Genomic DNA, 23212 nt, shown 5'->3' with positions numbered 1-23212 from the left:
ATATTATTATAACACATTCTGCATCAGATTGAATTAATAATTTATAAACAAATTATATCGACAGTTGATGTTGACGCAGATATTACTGCTTGTATTCAAAACAGTTTTTTCTGCGCAAATAAACTCAAACCGCAAAGTTTTTGCCGATAAACTCCCATTTCTTGTCCCTTGAAGCCGTTATCACCTCTATATCCTCGTCGGTAAGGTGCTTGAAGCGTCCCTGCTTTTTCAGATAAGCCTCAACACTGGTGAACTCCTTGGGCTTGTGATTGAGCTTGAATTCGCCGTTTTCGTACTCTGCAAGATACCACAGTCCGCAGTCAACGACCTCCTTGGCTATCTCAACAGTCTCATCGGGAGCAACTCCCCAGCCTGTAGGACATGGAGCGATTACGTGGATATACTTTGTACCCTGAATCTGTGAAGCCTTCTGCACCTTTTGAATGAAATCGTAGATATAACCCACGCTTGCAGTTGCAGCATACGGTATATCATGTGCAGCGGCTATCTCGAACATATTCTTCTTGGGACGGATATTTCCGTGGATATTCTTTCCTGCCGGAGTAGTTGTGGTCTTTGCACCGAAAGGCGTGAGACCGCTCTTCTGTATGCCCGTATTCATGTAGGCTTCGTTATCGTAGCAGATGTAGATGATATTGTCGTTGCGGTCGATAGCTCCCGAAAGAGCCTGTATACCGATATCTGCCGTACCGCCGTCACCTGCAAAGCCAACTGCCGTGAAATCCTTTATTCCCCTTGCGCGGAGACCTGCTTCGACGCCTGTGAGCATGGAGGCTGTACCTGCAAAGGTCGAGATTATGGAGTTGTTTGAGAAGCAAAGCTGTGGGAAATTGAAGCCTACTGCCGACATACAGCCCGCCGGAAGAACCGATACCGCATTTGGTCCGAGGACCTTCAGTGCAGCTCTTACAGCAAGACTTCCGCCGCAGCCTGCACAGGCTTTGTGTCCGTAGAAGAATTCCTCACGGGAAATGCTGTCTGCAACCTTATTTGCCATTGCTCTCGCCTCCTATTCCTATAAAATTGACACTTTCCGTGCCATTTGCGATGTCATTGTATATCTTCTCAATATCAGAAGCGGAGATATTGCGTCCGCCCAGACCGCCAATGAAGTTATAGCCCTTTACGTCCGCTCCTGCCTTTTTCAGGGCGGAATTAACATTGGTGAAAACCGTTCCCTCATTGCCGAAGCTGATGTCCTTTTCAAGAACTGCATATGCCTTGGCATTGCGCAGTACATCAGCTATCTCAGCATTTGGGAATGGTCTCATGTAGCGAATGCGGACAACGCCTGCCTTTACGCCATTTTCGCGGAGCTTATCCGCAGTTTCACGGCAGAGACCTGCGATACTGCCCAGAGTAACGATAATGTAGTCAGCGTCCTCGGTGCGGTAATTTTCAAGCAGTCCTGTGTATTTTCTGCCGAATATCTCGGCAAAAGCCTTTTCGGTCTCGGTGATGACTTCACGAGCCGCAAGTACGCCCTCATGCTCCTTGTACTTGAAGATGTAGTTTGTATCGGGACCTGCCGAAAACGCCATATTCTTAGGAGCGTCAAGGTCTATGCGGTTGTCGGTCTCATAGGGCGGCAGGAATCTGTCTGCCTGCTCACGGTCGGGGATATCCACTGTTTCGTATGTATGTGTAAGCACGAAGCCGTCCAGATTAGCCATATAGGGCGTGGAAACACGCTTATCCTCCGCTATCCTGTAGCTCATGAGCGCAAGGTCGAGAGCCTCCTGAGCGTTCTCGGCATACGCCTGTATCCAGCCGCTGTCAAGCTGTGAAAGGCTGTCTCGCTGGTCGCCGTAGATATTCCACGGAAGAGCAGTTGAACGGTCTGCGTTCATCATAACTATGGGAAAACGTCCGCCCGATGCATAGTAGAGACATTCAGCCATGTAGAGAAGTCCCTGAGAGGAGGTCGCCGTAAAGGCTCTCGCGCCTACGGCACTTGCTCCTATAGCACATGACATAGCCGAATGCTCGGACTCAACGTGTACGTATTCAGCGTTGAGACTGCCGTCCTCCACCATTTCCGAAAGACGCTCAACAACTATGGTCTGTGGAGTTATAGGATAAGCCGAAATGACCTGCGGACGTGCAAGACGTATGCCCTCGGCAAAAGCCTCGTTGCCTGATAAGAATTTTTTGCTCATTTGCGCTCCGCCTCCATTTCTATTGCCTTTATCTTACATATTTTCGCGCATATTCCGCAGCCCTTGCAGAAATCGTAGTCGATGACTGCCTTGCCGTCCTGTATGGATATAACTCCGTCGGGACAGTAGAGATAGCACTGCTCACAGCCCACGCATTTTGCGCTGTTTATAACAGGTCTTATGCTTCGCCAGCCGCTGTTGACGGTAGTGAGGTAGCCTGCTTCAAATGACGTATTTTCCGGAACTTCATCAAATGTGAAGCTCTTTTTCTCTCTGATATGCGGTCTCACTTTGCCACCTCCTGAACAGCTCTGAGAAGCGCATTGATATTGCGCTCCTGTATTTTCTGCGGCATATAGCCTTTTATAGCTTCTGCTGCATTGTCAGACGAAACGACTCCCGAAATACCTATAAGAAGTCCGAACATAACTGTATTCACCGTCGGGAGTCTGAATTCTGCGGCTATTTTCTCAGCGTCAAAGGTACAGACTCCTCCGATATCCTGCTTTGAATTGACTATAATTTTTCCGCTGTCTTTCAGAAGCTCAAGAAGCTGGGGGCTGTACAGCGTATCGTCAAGGATAACGATATAGTCAGCCTTTTCGGTCTGACTTCTGTCCGCAACAGGCTTTGTATCAAGCTTTGTGAATGCTCTTACGGGAGCTCCGCGGCGCTCGGGACCGAATGACGGAAATGCAAGGGCGTACTTATCGTCATCATCTATCGTATAGGCTGCTCCGAGAAGTTTTGCAGCGGTAAATGCGCCCTGACCGCCTCTTCCGAGCCATAGAATCTCTTTCATACCATTTCTCCTATCGTTTTAATATGTATTAATTATACACCTGTTTTTCGTAGGTGTCCAATACGATAGATTTATCATAGGTTATAGGGAAATGCTATATCCGAATCAGGGCTTCATAAAAAAAAGTCCGAATCATCGGACCTTTTTCATGATATTTGTATTTCGTATTTTCAAGGCTTGCTTCTTACTTTATGAGATATGCTCTGCACGGAGCTCCGTCACAGCCGCCTAAATTAAGCGGAGCTGCGCTGAGAAAGTATCTTCCCTCGTCAACATTGTCAAGAACTATCCCCTCCAGCAGAACTACCTCAGCTCCAAGCAGGATAAGATGTACCTCCTTTGGCGCGTCCTCGGGACCTACGGTCTGGCTTTCGTTTCCGAGAAGCTTTATGCCTGCCGCTGCAAATACACGGGCTGCCTCGGCAGTTACCGTCGCTTTTCCTGCGATAAGTATGCGCTCAGCCGCGCCTGCTGCTTTTGCTTTTTCCATTATGGCTGCTGCGTCAGCTGCTGTAACATTGCCGTCATGACGAGCCACAAAACAGTTCCCCACAAAAGGCACAAGTCCCAGTTGGTCTATGGTCTTTCCGTCATTGAGAAAATGGAACGGCGCGTCAGCGTGAGTTCCGTTATGAGCGCACATCGAAAGCTGCGTCAGATTGCATACGTCACCATTTTTTATGCTTAATAGCTGAGTATTCTTCGGCGCAGGATCCCCAGGGAACACCTTGCATGAGAATATCTCCTGAGAAATGTCGATTATCTTATTCATTTTTACCTCATATCCTTTTCTGCATTGTTATGTACCAAAGCTATGTAATTATTATATCACAGTTCTTTTGACAATACAACAAAAAGCCGCAGCTCTGGTTTATGAACTGCGGATTTTTTTATTCAGATACGATATGAGCAAATGAAAAACTCATTCCTTGGGCATTTTCTTTCTTATATCGTTAAGTCGGTTCAATGCATTTTCGAGAGTTTCATTCTTCTTTGCATAGTGGAATCTTATGTAGCGGTTTTCGGGCTCCTTGAAGAAGCTTGAACCGGGAACTGCTCCCACGCCCACATATTCCGCAAGCTTTTCGCAGAATACAAGGTCGCTCTTGTATCCGAACTCCGAGATATCAAGAAGAATGTAGTAAGCTCCCTCTGGTACGGTATGCTGTATGCCGATGTCGTCAAGTCCGCGGAGGAAAAGGTCGCGCTTCTCGGTATACTTGTCCTGAAGCCACTTGTAGTAATCGTCGCCGAAACGAAGTCCCGTAACGGCAGCCTCCTGCAATGGTGCAGCAGCACCTACTGTAAGGAAATCGTGCACCTTTTTCACAGTATCTATGATATGTGGCGGAGCTATGACATAGCCCAGTCTCCAGCCTGTTATGGAGTAGGTCTTGCTGAGTGACGAGCAGGAGATAGTTCTCTCCCACATATCGGGCAGGCTTGCAAAGTAAACGTGCTTGTGGGGAGCGTAAACGATGTGCTCATATACCTCGTCAGTGATAACGAAGGTGTCGTACTTCTTGGCAAGGTCTGCAATTATCTGAAGCTCTCCAAGGGTGAACACCTTTCCGCAGGGATTAGATGGATTGCAGAGTATCAGCGCCTTTGGGTGCTGCTTGAATGCGGTTTCGAGAACGTCTGCATCAAAGCTGAATGCAGGCGGTATCAGTGGAACGTAGATAGGCTCGGCTCCCGAAAGAATGGTATCTGCGCCGTAGTTCTCGTAAAAGGGCGAGAACACGATGACCTTGTCTCCCGGATTTGTAACGGACATCATTGCCGCCATCATGGCTTCTGTACTTCCGCAGGTGACTACTATCTCACCGTTGGGATCTATCTGACGTCCCATAAGACGGGACTGCTTCTCGGCAAGAGCCTCACGGAAATTCTGAGCTCCCCATGTTATGGAATACTGGTGGAAGTCCTCTCTGGTGACCTCTGCAAGACGGTCAAGTATCTCCTTGGGCGGCTCGAAGTCTGGAAAACCCTGTGAGAGATTTACTGCGCCGTATTTATTGGAAATTCTCGTCATACGTCTGATGACGGAATCGGTAAAAGTCGCTGTTCGGTTTGAAAGTTCTGGCATATTTTTTCTCCTTAAAAAATAATAAATGAATCGGGCGGATAATATCCGCCCCTGCAAAAATAATTTGTATGGGGCGATGCCCACATCGCCACGATTTTTACGGGCTGATGTAGGCATCAGCCCCTACAATCATCTCTTATATTATAACATTATTATATATTGTAGTCAATATTTCTCTCGTCGATAACACGTCTTGACTTATGTTCTGAACGTGTATCAAGTCCGCCGTCAGGGTGAACTACTACTCTTGCAGGCTTAACACCGATACGAGCCTTGAGTGCTGCGCTTACCTCAGCTGCTACTGTATCGTCGTCCTTTGCAACACCTGCTGCCTTCTCAACCTCAACTGCATACTTGCTTGTGAAGTCCTTCTCAAAAATACGGATAAGGTACTCACCTGTCAGGTCGCTCTGCTCACGGATAACAGCCTCGATATCGCTTGGGAATACATTAACAGCGGAAACGATGAACATATCGTCCTTTCTGCCGAGAATGCTGATCCTGCCGTGTGTACGTCCGCAGCGGCATTTTGTAGTGTCAATGCGTCCGATATCACCTGTCTTGAATCTGATAAGAGGTCTTGCGTGCTTACGGAGAGTTGTGAATACAAGCTCACCTGTCTGGCCTGGTTCAAGAATCTCGCCTGTGTGGATATCAACTGTTTCAACAAGGATATGGTTCTCAGCAATGTGAAGTCCGTCGTGGTATTCGCACTGTGCAGCGCAGGCACCGAAAATATCGGACAGACCGTAGAAGTCGAATACCTCTGCGCCCCATATCTCCTCGATAGCCTTTCTTGTAGCGTCGATAGAACCGCCGAGCTCGCCTGCAACGATTATCTTCTTGATGTTGAAGTCCTTCTTTGGATCGTAGCCTGCCTTGAGAGCCTTTTCACCGAGCTGCCATGCGTAGGAAGGCGAAGTCCAGATAACTGTAGGCTGATATGTTTTAAGTATGAAGAGAAGTCTCTCGCTGGGGAGAGTGCCGCCCCAGATACATAAAGCACCAAGGTTCTGTGCGCCGATTACGTCAGGTCCGCCAACGTAGAGTGAGAAGTTGAGAGCGTGTACGTAGCGGTCATTCGGTCTCATTCCTATCTGCCAGAACCAGCGGCTCTCAGTGTCCTGAAACTCGTCGAAGTCCTTCTTTGTGAAGGGGCTCATTGTAGGTACGCCTGTGGAACCGGATGATGTTGAGATGAAAACTACGTCCTCTTCGGGAACTGCTGCCAGCTCACCGAGGAATGAACCAACGCCCTGAGTGTCGCGCTGTGTTTTCTTGTTGATGAACGGGAACTTCTCGATGTCCTTGAGAGTCTTGATGTCCTCGGGCTTTACGCCTGCCTCATCAAATGAACGCTTGTAGTAGGGAGCGTTGTCGTATGCGAACTTCACGATCTCCTTCAGGTCTTCAAGCTGTCTCTTTTCCAGTTCCTCACGGGGAAGAGTTTCAAGCTCCTCGTTCCAGAATTTGTTATTGATATCTCTGCTCATTGTATTTATCCTCCATATTCTATAATATATATCTGTTTGGTATGTTTTAATTATACACCCCTTGATGACATTTGTCCAATACCAAAGGGTTATTCCGAGTTATAAGCTAAGACTATAGCTTATATAATCGATTCGCAAACGGCTTTCAAGTGATATTAAGATAAGCCTTTATCTCGTCGATGTATATCTCTGCCATTTCGCTGAGTATCACGTTTTTCAGCGTGATATAGCCTATCTCCATTATCTCATCGGAGTCGTCCTCAAAGGGAACGGCGATGTAGTCGCTGCCGTTGAGCTCCTCGCAGATGATTCCCGAGCACAGTGTATAGCCGTTCAGTCCTATCATCAGGTTCAGCATTGTAGCTCTGTCGTTAGCCTTGATAGTACGCTGATAGTCGGCAGTGCTGAGAAGCTCCTCAGCCAGATAGAATGTGCTGTTGTCGCCCTGCTCGAATGAGAGGCAGGGATAATCAGCAAGCTGCTCAAAGGTTATCTTCTTTTCCTTGGCAAGGGGGTGTCCTTTCCACAGGTAAACGAATGGACTGCACTTTGTCAGCGTATGGAACTCCAGACCGTTTGAATGCAGCAGCTTGGTTATGGACTTGCGGTTGAAGTCGTTGAGGTAGATAATGCCTATCTCGCTCCTCATAGTCGCAACGTCGCTGATGACCTCGGCAGTCTTGGTCTCGCGGACTGCAAATTCATACTCCGCTGTGTCGAACTCCTTGACCATTTCCACGAATGCCTTTACTGCAAAGGAGTAATGCTGAGTGGACACGCCGAACTTCTTTTTCACATTACCCTTGCTGATATACTTCTCCGCAAGAACGTCGAACTGTCCTACCACCTGACGGGCATACTGTATGAACTCCGCACCGTCATTGGTAAGGGTAACTCCCCTGCCGCTGCGGTTGAATATCTTGATGCCTATCTCCTTTTCAAGCTCCTGTACTGACGATGTCAGCGAGGGCTGAGAGACATAAAGCTGCTCAGCCGCCTTGTTCATTGAGCCTGTTGCAGATATTGCAAGTATGTATTTAAGCTGCTGTAAAGTCATTGTGTACCTCCATTAATTCTCAGACGGGACGTCGAGGACGCCGTCCCCTACACATAGTTCTTAGTTCTTCTGCTCACTAATCAAAGAGCCCCGTGCTGAAATAGCGGTCTCCGCGGTCGGGGAACACCGTCACGATATTGCCCTTTGCGCCGCTTTCGATGAGCTTGAGGACTGCCGACATAGCCGCTCCCGATGAGGAGCCTGCGATAACGCCCTCGGTCTTTGCCAGCAGACGGGCTGTATTGAAAGCCTCTTCGTCGTTTATCTTGATGACCTTGTCCACAAGGGACATATCCATGGTCTCGGCAATAAAATCATTGCCTATGCCCTCGATGTTGTAGTCGGAGTGCTCTCCGCCGCCCATAGTAGAGCCTACGGGATCTGCAAGTATGCCCTTTGCATTGGGTACGCGCTCCTTGATATAGCGGAGTATTCCCGTATAGGTGCCGCCGCTGCCTGCGCCCGCAACTACATAGTCTATCCTGCCGTCGAGAGCTTCAAATATCTCCCTGCCTGTAGTTTCGTAATGTGCAAGTGGATTGCTCTGGTTCTTGAACTGCTCCAGTGAGATAGAGCCGGGTATCTGAGCCTTTATCTCCTCAGCCTTTGCAACAGCTCCAAGCATTCCCTTTTCACGGGGAGTATTTATCACCTCTGCCCCCAGTGCGCGGAGGAGAGACTGCTTCTCGGCTGAGAATTTCGTGGGAACTACAAATATTATCCTGTAGCCGCGGTTCAGAGCCGCAAATGCTATGCCAAGTCCTGTATTTCCTGCGGTAGCCTCAACGATAGTGCCGCCCTTTTTGAGAAGCCCTTTTTTCTCGGCGTCGTTTATCATGTAGAGACCTGTTCTGTCCTTGACGCTGCCCGAGGGATTGTAGAGCTCCAGCTTCGCAAAGACGTTCACGCCCTCATTCTGAACGAGATTTCCAAGCCTTACCAGAGGTGTATCTCCGATGAGAGCCTGCATTGAATCATAGTACCTCATATATATTATCTCACTTTCTCTCTGATTTTGCAATAGCTTGTTCGATATCTGCGATAATATCCTCAATATTTTCTATTCCGACCGATAAACGGATAAGTCCGTCTGTTATGCCGACTTTCTTTCTGATATCGGCAGGAATGGAAGCATGAGTCATTGATGAGGGGTGGCATACAAGGGACTCCACGCCGCCGAGGCTCTCAGCCAGTGAGACAAGCTCCAGACTCTCAAAGAATGTATTTATGTCGTAGTTTTCGTGAAGCTCGAATGATATCATAGCACCGCCGTTCTTAGCCTGTCTGCGGTTTATCTCATAGCCCTGACTGCTTTCAAGTCCGGGGTAGTAGACGCTTTTTACTGCCTTGTGATTTTCAAGGAGCTTTGCTATCTTTTCAGCGTTCTCAACGTGTCTGTCCATGCGTACTGCAAGAGTTTTTATACCGCGGATAAGCAGGAATGAATCGAAAGGTCCGAGGACTCCGCCTGTGGAATTCTGGATAAAGGCTATCTTTTCTGCAAGCTCCTTTGAATTTACAACTGCAAGTCCGGAAACAACGTCGCTGTGACCGCCGAGGTACTTTGTAGCGCTGTGAACTACGATATCAGCGCCCAGCTCAAGGGGCTTCTGAAGATACGGCGTCATGAATGTATTGTCCACGATAACGAGAAGTCCGTGCTTATGGGATACCTCTGCAACAGCTTTTATATCGGTAACTGTCATGAGCGGATTTGCAGGGCTCTCGATGATGACTGCCTTTACATCGGAGCTTATCTGGCTCTCGTAAACTGCAAGGTCTGTAGTGTCTGCGATAGTATATGTGATGTTAAAGTGGTCGAATACCTTGCTAAGCAGGCGGAATGTGCCGCCGTAAACGTTGCTGGAGATAAGAACTCTGTCGCCGCTGTGAAGCAGGCTGAGAACTGCGGTAAGAGCTGCCATTCCCGAGCCGAATGCAAAGCCTGCAACGCCGCCTTCAAGGTCTCTGATAAGAGCTTCAAGAGCTTCACGGGTGGGGTTGCCTGTACGGGAGTACTCATAGCCGCGCATTTTACCGAGACCGTCCTGCTTGTAGGTAGAGGTCTGGTATATCGGGATATTTACAGCGCCTGTGCGCTCGTCAATGGAGATACCTCCGTGGATAAGTGTGGTTTCTGTATTTTTATAATTGCTCATAATAATTCTCCTTTTCTGTAGGGGCTGATGCCCACATCAGCCCGTCTGACATAATTCGTTAATTGCGGGGCGATGTGGGCATCGCCCCCTACAAAATATATGGTTAATGACGTTTATTCGTAATCGTAGCCTGCGGTATATATAGCCGATATCAGGCTGACATTTTCAAATGCCTTCAAGCCGTCCTCTCTGCCGTCGAAGTACTCTCTCTGCACCTTTTCGGGCGGCATATATGTGTCTATCTGAAAGCCGAGTGAATAAAGCGCACGGGATACTTCATTGTAATCATATCCGCCGCGCATTACCTCACCCATGCCCTCGGTAATCTGTTCAAGACGCTGTACTCGTCTGGGGAACTCCCCTGTTTTTATGGGATAGTCAAAGACCACAGCACTGCCGAGAGCCGAAAGCTCCGCCATTTGCTTCAATGTATCCGTGAATACGTCCAGCGTAAGATAATAGGTAACTCCGAGGATGCTGAAAAAGGTCTTTTTCTTCGGATCAAAGCCTGCTGCAAGAAGCTTGCTGCACATTCGCTCGCGCTCGAAGTCAACAGGCACATAGTGGACATTATCGCGGATATTCCATTCAAGCTCCCGAATCTTTTCCAGCTTGTAGCGCTGAGTGTCGGGGTGGTCTATCTCGAAAACCTCAATGTTCTCGTTGTCGTTGCGGAATGCAAAGGTATCCGAACCTGCTCCGCAGATGACGTACTGTATCTTCCCGTTTTCCTTTGCGAAATCCGCCAGCCTGCTCTCATTAAAGTGTATCCTTGACAGAGGTATTGGTGCGAAGTACTCGCTGATTATCTCCTCTGTGTCTTCACGGGTGAACTGCTGGGAGCCGTCCAGTCCGCTGCTGATGAGCTCGTAAATGCTGTCGTATTCCTCCTTGCCGAGCATATCGTAGGCAAGGTAGTCGTCGTATATCTTCTGCCGCGCCCTGTTTGAGTGCCAGGCTCTAACAAAGGCACATATCTTAGCGGTAACGCTTTCTCTTTCATTGACCATAGTAAACTCTCCCTAATAAAAAATGCGCAGAATGACATTCGCATTCCACGCATAACATTTTACTCGCTTAAAGTCAGGAGATGACGCAACATCGCTGAGCATAGGTATGCAGAATACGGATATCGTTTGACTTGTTCATACAACAACACTGCATACAACACATCATATTGGTTCTCATGTTCAGCACTCCTTTTTGTTAATCTCTTGTATTCCTATCGGAACTATATGCATTATACCATGATTAGCATACAATGTCAATAGGTTTAGACTATATTCAGCGATAGTTATAGAATTATTCTATTATTCCTGTAGGTTTTATAGATTTTGTTAAACTTGTAGGGAACGGCGCCCTCTCCGTTTGATGATATTGCGTATGACGTGGAACGCCGAGGGCGGTGTTCCCTACAAAGTCTTGAATAAATTTGCAATATCAAGCACGTAGTTCTGAAATAAAGAAAGCCAAAGAACGAACAATCATCGCTCTTCGGCTTTATCATCTTATATTTTTTCATTTTTTCCACCTTAAAGGGGCGCAGGCTCTGCGCTCATCGTTTCCACCTTAAAAGTCGGTTCTGGAGCTTATTGAACAGGAAAGTAACTCCTATTACTACAAAACCGATAACGAGAAGTCCTGTGATAGCACGTGTATAGTCGCCGAAGTCCGAATAATACTTGACATAGTAGCCCATTCCGTCCCTTGCGCCTATCATCTCCGCAGATGTGAGGAGTATGAATGATACGCTGAGTCCCTGATTGCAACCGAGGAATATCTGCTGTAATGACGCAGGAAGTATTACTCTGAACAGCATTTCGGGCTTGCTTACGTTGAGTACCTTTGCCGAGTCGATTATCTTCTTGTCAACGCCGAGAACTCCGCTCATGGTTCCTGCGAATACAGGCCAGAATGTTGCGAGGAAGATAACGAATACGGATACTGACTTGAATGTTGGGAGAAGTGCTATTCCGTAAGGAATGTAAACTATAGGCGGTATTGAGCTGAAAAACTTTGTGATGTATGTGGCAGCTCCGCCAACTCTTGCGCTCCAGCCTATGAAAAGTCCCAGTGGGATAGCCACTACAGCTGCAAGGATAAAGCCCTTGACAGTGGTTCCCAGTGAGCTGACTATATTTGTGAGGATAGCCGACCTGTCCTCGGTGAACTGGTGTATCACCTTGCCCGGTGCAGGGAAAAGCAGGTCGTTGAGCACGTTGTATTTTGCCGTTGCCAGTGACCATACTGCAAGAAGCACATATACAAAGCCTGTTATATCCAGAAGAAGCGACAGTCCCTCTTCCTTTTTGATAAATGAAGAAGCGGCAAGGACTATGATTTCAAGTCCTACTGCAAATATAATGAGTGAGCTTGTGAATACGTCCTTTGTGGACTTGTCGGGAAGAAGCTGTATCAGCAGCAGTGCTATGAACAGCAGATGTGTTATGCGGAGGTAGCGTTTTCTGAATGTCATAGTACCACCTCATCTCCGCCGATACGCTCGGCAATATCGCTGTAAAGCAGTGACAGGAGCCTGTTGCGGAACTTTCCGTACTCGTCTGTCTTTACCAAGTCCTCACGTCTGCGTGGACGCTCAAAAGGAACGTTCACTACCTCGTTTACAGTACCGGGGTGAGCTGTAAGAACTACTATCTTATCGGAAAGAAGTATAGCCTCGTCGATATCGTGAGTTACGAAAACTACTGTCTTGCGCTCCTCAGTGCCGTCGCCCTCCCATAATTTAAGGAGAAGCTCCTGCAATATAACGCGGTTCTTTGCGTCAATAGCGGAGAACGGTTCGTCCATGAGGAGTATCTCGGTATCCATTGCAAGAGCTCTTGCAATAGCCGCTCTCTGCTGCATACCGCCTGAGAGCTGTGAGGGATACTTGCTGCCGAAGCCTGTAAGTCCCACCTTTGTGAGGAACTCGTCTGCTATCTTAGCGCGTTCGCTGCGCTTTACGTCGTGGCGTGACTGCTTTATGCCGAACTCGATGTTCTTTCTTGTAGTCATCCACGGGAACAGGGAGTAGTGCTGAAATACCACTCCGCGCTCTGTGCCTGTGCCGTGAAGCTCCTTGCCGTCTATCTGCACCGAGCCCCCTGCGGGAGTATAAAGTCCCTCAAGTACGCTGAGAAGCGTGGACTTTCCGCAGCCGCTGGCTCCGATAACGCTGACGAACTCTCCCCTGCCCACTCCGAATGATACGTCGTGGAGGGCGTTGAAGCTTCGTTTGTTTTCAATGTAATTGACCGTAAGGTCTTTTATCTCAATTTTATTCGTAGTCATCAAAATGCTCCTTTAATGATGAGTAGATGTCATCTTTGCTCTCAGCTAAAATGCTGTCAAGAGCTTTCTTGTAGATGTCTGTGTTGTAGTGCGGCTCAATGTCGAAGTCCTCGGTGTAGCCAAGCTCTACGATAGTATCTTTAAGAGTCAGAGTACCCTGCTTGTCAGGATCGGGGCTTGATACGCTGAAGCCGCCGTAAACCTCTGTTTCGATGAAATCTTCCTCTATGTCGATGTATTTCTTAACGTCCTTTATTGTTTTTGCGTGGTCGCTCTGTGTAAGGTGATAAGCCTTGATAAATGCTCTTTCGAGAGCTGTGAATGTGTTTGGATTATCCTTTACAGCAGAAGTCTTTGCGACCTGACGGCAGCATGGCTGGTTCTCCAGTGCCTTTTCGTGTGCGCAGTAGTAAACTACCTTGTAGCCCTGCGACTTTGCAAGTGAAGTGTATGGCGAATATGCCGAAGCTGCGTCGATATTCTTGTTGAGAAGAGCTGCATAAGCGTCCTTCTGGCTGTCAAAGTAAACGATATTTACCTTGTCAGCCCCCTCGCCTATCTCAATGTGTGCATTCTTGAGAAGTATCTGGAGCTCTGCGTCCTGAACGCTGTTCTTTACGGAAGCAACGTTTCTGCCCTTGAGTATCTCAACGCCCTGTTCGTCCTTATCCGCAAATTCGGACTTAATAACGTAGCCGTGACCGTTTGTCATTGCTCCGCCGATGACCGAGATATCATGTCCCTGACTGAGGAATGTGAGAGTCGGCACCGAGCCGATGAACGCAACGTCAAGCTTGTCGGATTCAAGACCGTTTACCAGCTCTGCTGCGCTGGAGAACTGTGTGAGAGTAACGTTGAGTCCCTCCTCCTTGAAGTAGCCCTCCTCGGCAGCAACGAATGCAAGCAGATGAGCTGTTGAATTCAGATAGCCGATGTTGATGTCGGTCTTTTCAGGCTTGCCGATAACTGCCTCAGCGCTGTCTCCGCAGCAGTCCTTCGGCTCCTCCTTGCAGCAGTCCTTTTCCTTGCCCTCACAGCAGTCTGTTGTGGTGTCTGCCGCTGTGGAAGCCTCTGTCTTTGCCTGTATGCCTGTTTCTGTGCTGTTGGAGCTGCTGTTTAATGCTCCGCAGCCTGTGAGCAGCGAAAATGCTGCAAGTATAGAAATGTATTTAGCCTTGTTATTCATATTTATCACCTTTCAAATCTTAAAAACTATAAACTCATTATTCTTTCGGACGAATCAATCACGACATCGCATTCGCTCCGAATTGGTGATATTTCTGTAATTTCTCATGTTATTCACTCCTGTTTTCCTTTGATGAACTAATCATACCATACCTATAGGCATTTGTCCAATACGAAAGGACTATCGTTTATTATAGGCAGGAGCTATAAGTCCTCATACAGCCGCAAAATCGTTACACAACTTATTTAACATATACAATAATTCTCCATGCAATTCAAATATTTTTATGATATAATATATAATAGTTAATAATATGTATTCTGAAAGATTAATGATAAATCTATGTATCTGAGATAAATCACCTGTTAAAGGAAGGGATATGCATGATCGAACACAGAAAAAGAATAGCTTTATTTGTGGGACAGGCAGATGAATCATACCAGAGCCGTTTTATCAGCGGCTTTCTTAAAGAGGCTTTTTCGCAGGGCTATGACGTATGTATCTTTTCAATGTACCGCAAATATCAGGATACACAGGAGCGCGAACAGGGCGAAGCTAATATCTTCTCACTTATGAATCCCGAGAAATTCGACGGCGCTGTCATACTTAAAGACAGTATCCAGACAGAAAACGCCGCAGATAATCTGGAGCTTTATCTAAAGGATTTCTTCGACAACCGCATAGTTGTCATCGAAAAAGAGAGCGACCTGTTCCCAAGCATATGCACAGACTGCTATTCTGCGGTCTTTGACCTTGTAACACATCTTATAGAGGTTCACGGCTGCAAGGATATAGCCTATCTGTCAGGCAAGAAATGGCATAAGCACTCCAAGGAGCGCTTGCAGGCTTACCGCGACGCTATGGCAAAGGCAGGTCTTGAGGTTCCCGAGAGCCGCATAATCTACGGTGATTTCTGGTATCAGAGCGGAGAGATATGCGCAGAGGAGCTCCTTGCTGACGGCAAAAAGCTGCCTGACGCAGTTGCCTGTGCAAACGACCAGATGGCTATCGGACTCTGCAAGGCTTTTGCGGAGAGAGGTATCCGCGTCCCCGAGGATATAGCCGTTATAGGCTATGATTCTACCTTTGAGGGACAGACCAGTCCCAAGCCCATAACCTCGGCTCTTATCCCTGCCGAGGAATTCGGAGAATATGCATTCCATTTTCTCATGGACTGGATTAAGGGCAAAATACCCGATTCATTCAAGCTGAGATCCAAGATGCTTCTCGGTGAAAGCTGCGGCTGTAATTGTGAGTCCATGCCCCATTATCAGATAAAGCGCGACGACTGGGGTACAGATATCTCCGAGGAGAGATATCACTCGGTTTTCAATACAATGGACGAGAACCTTATTATGCAGTCCTCCGTGCAGGAATACCTCAGCACGGTGTATTCCTATGTGTACCAGATACACGACGCAAAGGAATTCCACCTCTGCATATCAAGCGAATGGAAAAGCGCTTCTCAAGGAATACACCACAAAAACAACGGTTATCCCAAGCGCATGATACACGCTATACGCTATTGCAGCAACCGCAAGAACAATATCGCAGGTCTTGATGAAAGCTTTGAAACGGCGGAAATGCTCCCCGACCTTGACGAGGAGCGCGGCTATCCTACGGCTTATTTCTTCACTCCCGTTTTCTACGAGAGCGAATGCTTCGGATATGCAGTTTTAAGCTACGGAGACAAGCTGCGGAGCTACGACGAGACATACAGACTGTGGATAAGCTCTGTTTGCAGGGGCTTTGAGATACTGCGCCGCAATCTTATGCTGAAAAATATGCAGGAGCAGCTTGAACGCCTCCACAGCAGCAAGTTCGCAGTCACAAGCCACGCCTATGAGAGCCTTGATACAAACGAAAAAGCCCAGTATCAGCTTGTTACAAGGATACTGGACGAAAACCTGCTGGACTACTATTTCCAGCCTATTGTCAGCGCTGTTGACGGCAGCGTCTACGCTTTTGAAGCTCTTATGAGGGCGCGAACCGAGTCAAAGGTCTCTCCCCTTTCTATTTTAAAATATGCGGCTATGCAGGAGCGACTGCCCGATGTTGAACGTGCTACATTCATGAACGTTCTCAGTCTCATAGACAAAAAGGCCAAAGAGCTGGGCGATAAAAAGGTGTTCATCAACAGTATCCCAGGCGTCAGCGTAGGCGAAGAAGCAACCTCAGAACTGGACAAGTCGCTTGCCGCTCATGCAGGCAAGGTAGTCGTTGAGCTTACCGAAGAAGCCGAGCTAAAGGACTCAGACCTTGAAATACTCAAGGCAAACTTTGAAAAGATGCATATCAACATCGCTGTCGACGACTATGGCACAGGCTATTCCAACGTCAGCAACCTGCTGCGCTATATGCCTGATTTCGTAAAGATAGACCGCTCTTTGCTCAGCGATATACATGAATACCCTCAGAAGCAGCATTTCGTCCGCGAGATAATCGACTTCTGCCATGACAACGGCATAAAGGCTCTTGCAGAGGGCGTCGAGACCGCAAAGGAGCTCCAGACTGTGATACACCTCGGAGCTGACCTTATTCAGGGCTTCTATACCGCAAGACCGTCCGCCGATATCATCAGTCAGATAGACGAAAAATGCCGCAGCGAGATAAAACAGTATCATCAGGAACATATCGACGGAAATGTCAAGCATATCTATACCGCAGGCAAGACAAACCGCGTCTCACTTGCAAAGCTTGCTAAGGACGGCTGTACGGATATCGTTATCGGACACGACGAAATGGTCTACAAGGATATCTCTATAATAGGTACTCCACAGATGAAGACCAATATACATATGCGTATCGAGCCTGATTACAGAGGGCGCATAACCTTGGAGGACGTTTATTTTGCCAATGTCAAGAACCGTCCCTGTATCGAGCTTGGCGAAAACTCAAACGTTACTCTCGTACTTGTGGGCACTAATACACTGTTTGAGTCGGGTATACAGGTGCCCGAATCCTCAAAGCTCATTATCGAGGGCGACGGTGCGCTGAATATTGATCTTAACGCCGCAGAATCCTACGGCATAGGCAACGACCACGCTTCACGCCACGGCGAGCTTATCTTCGAGCAGGACGGTCCCATTAATATCAGCTGCCGCGGAAAGGACGGCATATGTATCGGTTCGGGATACGGCGGAAATATCCATATAAACCGCGGAGAGTACAACCTCAATGTAAATACCGAGACCGAGGTCGGCATAGGCGCTATCAAGGGCGAAGTCAATATCGTGATAAGCACCTGCCACATAGAGACCGATTTCTCGGCAAGTATCGGAACCTTTATAGGCTCACTTGAAAACAGCGCCGATATAACCATAATCAAGAGCGCGATAAACTTCTATGCCCACGGCAAATGCCTGACGGTATTCGGCACTCTCAACGGCGACAAGGCTTCAATAAAAACCGAACAGGTCAGCCTTGTACTCAATACTATGGCGGATAATTCCACCTGCTTCGGAGCTCTTTATAAAAGCTCGGATATCTCTCTGAGAGATTGTCATCTCCATATCGAGATTATCGGTCAGGAAGCTCTTGCTTTCGGAGGATACAGCGAGGATACTCATATAATGCTTTCAGACTCCGATACAAAGGTGGACGTAAGGTCTGCTCTCGGTAAGGAAACATTTGCTACCGACGAAAACATTATAATTAAAAACAGCCGACATAGAGTGATCGTCAACGGCTCGGAGATCAAACGGGCTGTTACTATTGATTACACATAAAAAAGCGCCTGCTCGACGCTTGATAAAAGAAGAACGTCTCCCTGAAGCCTGAAGCTTCAGAGAGACGTTTTTTTACAGAATTATTATGCTCACGCATCTGACCTTTATGATGCGGTATTGCTTTGCGTCAGCCTGCAAGTCTCTTACAGTAGGCGATGAACTCACCGGCAGGAAGCGGCTTAGAGAAGTAATAGCCCTGTATCAGATTACCGCCGAACGATGTTATGATATCCAGCTGTTCCTTTGTCTCAACACCCTCCTGAAGCACCTGAAGCTTTATGGATTTCAGCTGGTTGACCGTTATCATCAGGAAATCCAGACCTGCCTTGTCTGTAGCCTTCCAGAGCAGAGATTTGTCGATCTTTACCGTTCTGTAGTTGTTGGACATGAGATTCGCCAGGTTGGAATAGCCTGTCCCGTAATCGTCCATAGAAAAAGTAAATCCATATTCCCTGAGCTGTTTCAGTGTATCCACAAAAATACCGTTTCTGAACACATCTACCGTTTCCGTCAGTTCCAGATTAATGAACGAAACAGGAACATTATATTTTTGCAGAAGATTTGCAAATTTCTGCACAATATTCGCATCGCCCAGCTGATAAGGTGAAACATTCAGCTCGATCCACTCTATGCCGTACTGTTCAGGGTGGTAGGCAGCACAGAACTGACAGACCTTCTCAAGTACGATCTCACCGAGAGCAGAGATCAGTCCGTATTCCTCCGCTGCGCTGATAAACTCATCAGGCGGTATGAATCCAAGTTCAGGATCGTCCATTCTGACAAGCGCCTCCGCCGAAACGATAGACTGAGTATCCACCGACCAGATCGGCTGATAATACACAAGGAAGGACTGGTTCTCACAGGCACGCCGCACGGCGTTGAGCATTCTGGTGCGCTTGCGGAGAATATCCACGTCCTTATGGTCACGCAGTATCATATTTGAATCCGTAAAATCAAGATTTCTGCCGCGATGAAATACAGATTCCAGTGTCACATTCTCCACATCATCAGGAAGATGAATGACCGTTACCAATGCATTGAAATAAACCTTTTTTTCGCCGATAGACCAGCTTTGATTAAACATTGCTTCCAATGCGATCAGCAAGTCATTTTCCACGATACTATAATTTTTCACATTGCTCCTGTCAAGCATGACCGCATACTTCTCTGTACTGTACGCATAGACATTGTGATGACTTACATGCTTGGTTATCTTTTCGCAGACTCCACGGAATGCGGCAGCTTTTTCTTCGCCTGAAAGCGTGCTGAGAAGCTGTTCCGTATTCACAAGTGAAACAGCGATCAGTGTCATTTCCCTTTTCAGGTCACAGGCTGTTTTATAGTATTCAAGAAATTCCTTGCGCTTGTATACATTCAGGTCGGGATCGACCTCAAGGCTTGCATTTTCAAAGACGATCGCCATCAATGTAAGCATTATCGCTTCTGTAAAAAGCTGTATCTGAAGCTGACGGAACAGCATCTGTATAATAATACCTGTAACTACAACTCCGAGCCCTGACAGCAGGCAGGCGATTTTTCGCTTTTGAATGAATATCACATTTTTAAGAAGAACTACTACCGTATGCACAAGATAAATTGCACTAAGACAATGCAAAATGAGGAATGCTTTCCCGCGGATATAATTGCAGTCTGCATCGTAGTAGAACAGAAAGTGCAGGAAGATGTTTGACATTATCAGAACAGCAGTGATGTCAGCGGGAATACTATAAAACAGATAATGCTTTTTGTGCCAGTTCATAAGATATCCGCTGATGCATTGGATATACAGTCCGAATATACACATCGTAAGTACATTTACAAGAAAGTATAAATTGATCGCAATATTCGCTGCGATCGGGTGACCTGCCGCAGCAAAAGCTCCCGCTGATATGTTGCTCAGGCTTCCGATAAGAACACAGCCGCAGAGCATAGCATACAGTGTATGCTTGAAGTGTCTGATTCGTTTTGACAGCGCAAAATACAATATACAGCAGACGCTCAGCATCACAGCGGCAATATCATAGGAATTATTGTATGTCATGCCCGTCATATCAATCATCTCCTTGATTATGAGTGTTGCGCAGATCGGATGCCCAACACAGGACTCCGCATACGCAAATCAAAAATATCTTTACCTTCACACTTTCATTATACACTTTATAAGTGAAAAACTCAATTGACAAAATGTAAATAATAGGGTGCAGCGGTAAAAACTGCTCATTATTATCTCGCAAAACTGCCATGATTCTTATAATTCTCTGTCCTCCGATCATGCGCCTTATATCATTCGGGTATAAAAATATAGTTTTAAAGAATAAGCGGCTCCTTGGAAAGTGATTAAGTACTTCCGTAGAGCCGCTTTTGTATTAATCTTTACGATTTATGTCTTGCGCATCCTGACCGTTTTCAATTTCCTTTGCACGCTCGAAGTACCATCTCATAAAATCTTATTGTTCGTCGGTCGATATGTATCCCGAGTTTGACAAGTTTAGCACAGAGTTCATTTGTGCTTATGGGATGTTACATATCCGTATTTTGCTGCAGTATCTCAAGGAACTTTACAACTCGAGGATTCTTGGTTGCAATCTCTGGCTTTTTCTCCTTTGATATTTAAGCGAAGAGCCGAGAGATCAACTCTCGCCCCATTTTGTACGCTTAATCGCCATTCTGTTCATTACTAGAATTGCTATTGATTCTTGGAGTAATGATGTCACGTTTTATTAGCGTGTTTGTATAGATTATCCAGTCATTCGCAGCAGAATCAGGAAGAGGTTGCTTATTATCATCAAGCAAGCCTACCGTCACGTAAACGCGGTAATTTGAATACTTACTTCCCTGCGGAGTGCGAAGCTCAAAATTGGAATTATTTCCACTGTAGACGTCGAATTCAACAGGAATAACAAAATCATAACGTCCGTCATTGTCAAACAAACTTAGCGGTATTATATAACTGCGCGTTCTTGAATCTGTACAGAAGATGATGAGGACATCGATGAATCCGATTCATCAGATAAAATCAAATAGCCTCAGCAGCACATCTATCATCACAGCAACAGGAGCAGCGTAGTACAGAAGATCGCCTATCGTTCTGACAGTGCAGAAACGTTTTACCGACTCACTTATATGCTTTGATGCTTTTTCGGCGGCTTCGGTCGCCGATTTTACTTTGCCTGCACAGGCGGTAATATCCTTCTCCATCTGATCGCTGTTTGCCTGCACATATTGCATCAGCTCGTTGATGGCTTCTTTCTCCTGAGCCTTGACCTGATGATAGATGTTGTAAACACAGTCAGAGACCTCTGTCCTGACGCTTTTTGCGTACTGCTCTTGCAGGCTCAGGTTCTGCATCTGATGTTCTGACAACCTTTGTATTTCGGCGCTTATAGCTGTCGAATAGTTCTTCAAAAGTTGGCACATCTTTAGCGTTGCCGTTACCAGAAGGAGAACCCTCTCGTCCCTCTGAGCGTCCACCGATGATACTCCGATCTCCTCCGCCATTTCCCGAACTCTCGTTTCGATTGCGCCCAGTTCCGGCAAAGGCGCCGCCTGTTTCTTGGTTTCCATTGGTCTTGCCTCCTGTTTCTGTACTTTGTTCGAGCGTTCGTACTCCCTGCGGATACGCTCCGCTTCTTTTATCATCTGTTCCCGTGTGAAGTACGCCGTTTGCTGTTTGGGTTCTGTCTGCGGTTTTGGTGGTGTCGGCGGTGAGGGCTTCGGCTCTGTCGGCTTCTTGTCCTCGCCTAATCTTTCCAAGCTCATAGTTGATTCCTTTCACTGTATATTTGTCACCTAGCTTACTGCCTCTGACCGAGACAAGTTTACCTCTTTTGTCGGTATAGTTCGGGTGACGATAGGATATGGTGTTGCCCTTGACACAGCATTCCACATGATAATGCTTCATGAGGGCATTTACCACATCTTCTAAAGTTCGGTTGTTCGGGTCAGCACATTCAATTCTGATGACTTTCCGAAGCTCGTCCTTGAATGTTTCCTTGCCTTTTGCTTTCATCTGCTTCTCGGCAAATGTCTCTTTGTCACGGTCGGGATCATCGTTATAATAATCCTTGCGGACAGAGTTGGTAAGACCTCGCTTCATGCACTGCTCCCCGAAAAATTCGCACATGGTCTGCAAGTCCTTCTGACTTCGGCGGTATGCCTTGCCTGTCTCGATATGGCAGTTGCCCACAAGAAAATGGACGTGCTTGTGCGGCTTGTCGGTGTGAACGGCGAACATTACCTGATAACCGTCAAAAAACTTCTCTGCGAACTCCTTTGCGATGTTGAACACTTCTTCATAGGTCAGCTTGTCATTATCATCGGGTGAGAACGACAGCGACATCTTGAACGCAAGGTTTGTCCGCTTGTTATCACGCTTGCCGAACAGTTTTCGTGTGGTGAGTATGTCGCAGGAATAAATGTTGCGGTCACAGTTCATCTCCCAGCATAGGTGCGGTGCAGTTTTTATGACACCTGCCTGCTGCTGTTCGGGCAGCTCGCCCAGCATATACCGTGAAGCCCTGTCAAGCTGTATTTGCGATTTGCAGGGCTTGTAATCTGCGTTGACATTTCCGAACATTATTTCACCTTAAATTTCGGATTATCCAGAAATGCAAGTATCCGCTTCATGACGGCTTCATTGGCTTGACGGATAGCCCCGATCTCGGCTCTCACCTTGCTATCCTGTCCAATGTTGGAGTAGTAGGCAAGCTGATTGAGGTTCGTGCCGATCTTGCGAATCTCATGGATAAGCGGTGCAATGTCATCTGCAACGCTGTAGATCCTGACCTCGCTGTCCTGAATCGCCTTAATCAGATAGTCGGTCTTGCTCAGACCGCTGGCTTTATGCTTGGTATTCCAGAGCTGAAGCTCCTCGTCAATCAGTTTCAGACTGATCGAGTGATAGCGCCTGCGATTTGGCATAGTCGCTCCTTTCTGCCGCTATGCGGCTCTTGGGGAAGGTCTCGGAGGGGGGTGCGGGTGTCCGGTGGACACCTCTGCCGAAGGCAGAAGCACCGACCGAGGCGACAGCCGAGACACGCCCTCTGAGCAGGGAGACCGATGTGTCACTACATCGGTGCTACCTGCCCGGCGCAATCCGACGGGTCACGGTCTTGTTTCTACAAGACATCACGGCGATAAGCCGTTTTTTCATAAGCAATTCGCTCCGCCGATTGCGTTCGAGTCTGCAAATTCCTCTGTGATATTTACAGGCTTTCTCTTTTCGCAT

Annotated in this window: 19 protein-coding genes; 1 reads left to right on the top strand and 18 read right to left on the bottom strand. The window is 47.2% G+C overall.

The features are described 5' to 3' along the window. Positions 1-124: 124 nt before the first annotated feature. From BT105_RS07295 to BT105_RS07230, 14 genes are all read right to left on the bottom strand, one after another. Positions 125-1018: a thiamine pyrophosphate-dependent enzyme gene (locus tag BT105_RS07295; RefSeq protein ID WP_028515946.1), complete on the bottom strand. Its 894-nt coding sequence runs from the start codon at positions 1016-1018 to the stop codon at positions 125-127. Next, positions 1008-2180, bottom strand: coding sequence for a transketolase C-terminal domain-containing protein (locus BT105_RS07290; protein WP_072300115.1), 1173 nt, complete (start codon positions 2178-2180; stop codon positions 1008-1010). The genes BT105_RS07295 and BT105_RS07290 overlap by 11 nt, the downstream gene beginning before the upstream one ends. Then, positions 2177-2470, bottom strand: a complete 294-nt coding sequence (locus BT105_RS07285) for a 4Fe-4S binding protein (protein WP_028515944.1) — start codon at positions 2468-2470, stop codon at positions 2177-2179. The genes BT105_RS07290 and BT105_RS07285 overlap by 4 nt, the downstream gene beginning before the upstream one ends. After that, positions 2467-2982 (bottom strand): 2-oxoacid:acceptor oxidoreductase family protein, encoded by a 516-nt coding sequence (locus BT105_RS07280; RefSeq protein ID WP_072300114.1) that lies wholly within the window; start codon positions 2980-2982, stop codon positions 2467-2469. The genes BT105_RS07285 and BT105_RS07280 overlap by 4 nt, the downstream gene beginning before the upstream one ends. A gap of 184 nt (positions 2983-3166) precedes the next feature. Continuing rightward, positions 3167-3754, bottom strand: a complete 588-nt coding sequence (locus tag BT105_RS07275; RefSeq protein ID WP_072300113.1) for a cyclase family protein — start codon at positions 3752-3754, stop codon at positions 3167-3169. Positions 3755-3904: 150 nt separating this feature from the next. Next, entirely contained in the window at positions 3905-5071 is a 1167-nt protein-coding gene (locus BT105_RS07270; RefSeq protein WP_072300112.1) for a pyridoxal phosphate-dependent aminotransferase, read from the bottom strand. 152 nt (positions 5072-5223) lie between these two features. Then, positions 5224-6564 carry a phenylacetate--CoA ligase family protein gene (locus tag BT105_RS07265; protein ID WP_072300111.1) on the bottom strand — a complete coding sequence of 447 codons (1341 nt, stop codon included), beginning with the start codon at positions 6562-6564 and terminating at the stop codon, positions 5224-5226. Positions 6565-6709: 145 nt separating this feature from the next. Continuing rightward, positions 6710-7621, bottom strand: a complete 912-nt coding sequence (locus BT105_RS07260) for a LysR family transcriptional regulator (RefSeq protein WP_028515939.1) — start codon at positions 7619-7621, stop codon at positions 6710-6712. A 76-nt stretch (positions 7622-7697) separates the two neighbouring features. After that, positions 7698-8609, bottom strand: coding sequence for a PLP-dependent cysteine synthase family protein (locus BT105_RS07255; RefSeq protein ID WP_072300110.1), 912 nt, complete (start codon positions 8607-8609; stop codon positions 7698-7700). A gap of 10 nt (positions 8610-8619) precedes the next feature. Then, positions 8620-9780 (bottom strand): trans-sulfuration enzyme family protein, encoded by a 1161-nt coding sequence (locus BT105_RS07250; RefSeq protein ID WP_072300109.1) that lies wholly within the window; start codon positions 9778-9780, stop codon positions 8620-8622. 113 nt (positions 9781-9893) lie between these two features. Beyond that, positions 9894-10790 (bottom strand): class I SAM-dependent methyltransferase, encoded by an 897-nt coding sequence (locus BT105_RS07245; protein WP_072300108.1) that lies wholly within the window; start codon positions 10788-10790, stop codon positions 9894-9896. A 545-nt stretch (positions 10791-11335) separates the two neighbouring features. Further along, the gene (locus BT105_RS07240) at positions 11336-12256 is read right to left on the bottom strand and encodes an ABC transporter permease (RefSeq protein WP_028515934.1); all 921 of its coding nucleotides are present in this window, start codon (positions 12254-12256) and stop codon (positions 11336-11338) included. After that, complete coding sequence (locus BT105_RS07235; protein ID WP_072300107.1) at positions 12253-13071, bottom strand: ABC transporter ATP-binding protein; 819 nt, start codon at positions 13069-13071, stop codon at positions 12253-12255. Before BT105_RS07235 ends, BT105_RS07240 begins: the two co-directional genes overlap by 4 nt. Beyond that, positions 13058-14257 carry an ABC transporter substrate-binding protein gene (locus tag BT105_RS07230; RefSeq protein ID WP_072300106.1) on the bottom strand — a complete coding sequence of 400 codons (1200 nt, stop codon included), beginning with the start codon at positions 14255-14257 and terminating at the stop codon, positions 13058-13060. The genes BT105_RS07235 and BT105_RS07230 overlap by 14 nt, the downstream gene beginning before the upstream one ends. Before the next feature lie 383 nt (positions 14258-14640). On the opposite strand from BT105_RS07230, the gene BT105_RS07225 reads away from it, so the two are divergent. After that, positions 14641-17985 carry an EAL domain-containing protein gene (locus tag BT105_RS07225; protein WP_072300105.1) on the top strand — a complete coding sequence of 1115 codons (3345 nt, stop codon included), beginning with the start codon at positions 14641-14643 and terminating at the stop codon, positions 17983-17985. Positions 17986-18112: 127 nt separating this feature from the next. On the opposite strand, the gene BT105_RS07220 is transcribed toward BT105_RS07225, so the two are convergent. The 4 genes from BT105_RS07220 to BT105_RS07200 all read right to left on the bottom strand — a co-directional run bounded on the left by BT105_RS07220 (position 18113) and on the right by BT105_RS07200 (position 22905). Next, positions 18113-20035, bottom strand: a complete 1923-nt coding sequence (locus BT105_RS07220; RefSeq protein ID WP_072300104.1) for an EAL domain-containing protein — start codon at positions 20033-20035, stop codon at positions 18113-18115. Positions 20036-20991: 956 nt separating this feature from the next. Continuing rightward, positions 20992-21333, bottom strand: a complete 342-nt coding sequence (locus BT105_RS07210; protein WP_072300102.1) for a hypothetical protein — start codon at positions 21331-21333, stop codon at positions 20992-20994. Next, positions 21275-22561 (bottom strand): relaxase/mobilization nuclease domain-containing protein, encoded by a 1287-nt coding sequence (locus BT105_RS07205; protein ID WP_072300101.1) that lies wholly within the window; start codon positions 22559-22561, stop codon positions 21275-21277. The genes BT105_RS07210 and BT105_RS07205 overlap by 59 nt, the downstream gene beginning before the upstream one ends. After that, positions 22561-22905: a plasmid mobilization protein gene (locus BT105_RS07200; protein WP_072300100.1), complete on the bottom strand. Its 345-nt coding sequence runs from the start codon at positions 22903-22905 to the stop codon at positions 22561-22563. The genes BT105_RS07205 and BT105_RS07200 overlap by 1 nt, the downstream gene beginning before the upstream one ends. Positions 22906-23212 lie beyond the last annotated feature (307 nt).

Source organism: Ruminococcus flavefaciens, from assembly GCF_900119075.1.
GTDB lineage: Bacteria > Bacillota > Clostridia > Oscillospirales > Ruminococcaceae > Ruminococcus > Ruminococcus flavefaciens_Q.
This window is presented reverse-complemented; position numbering and strand designations above follow the sequence as displayed.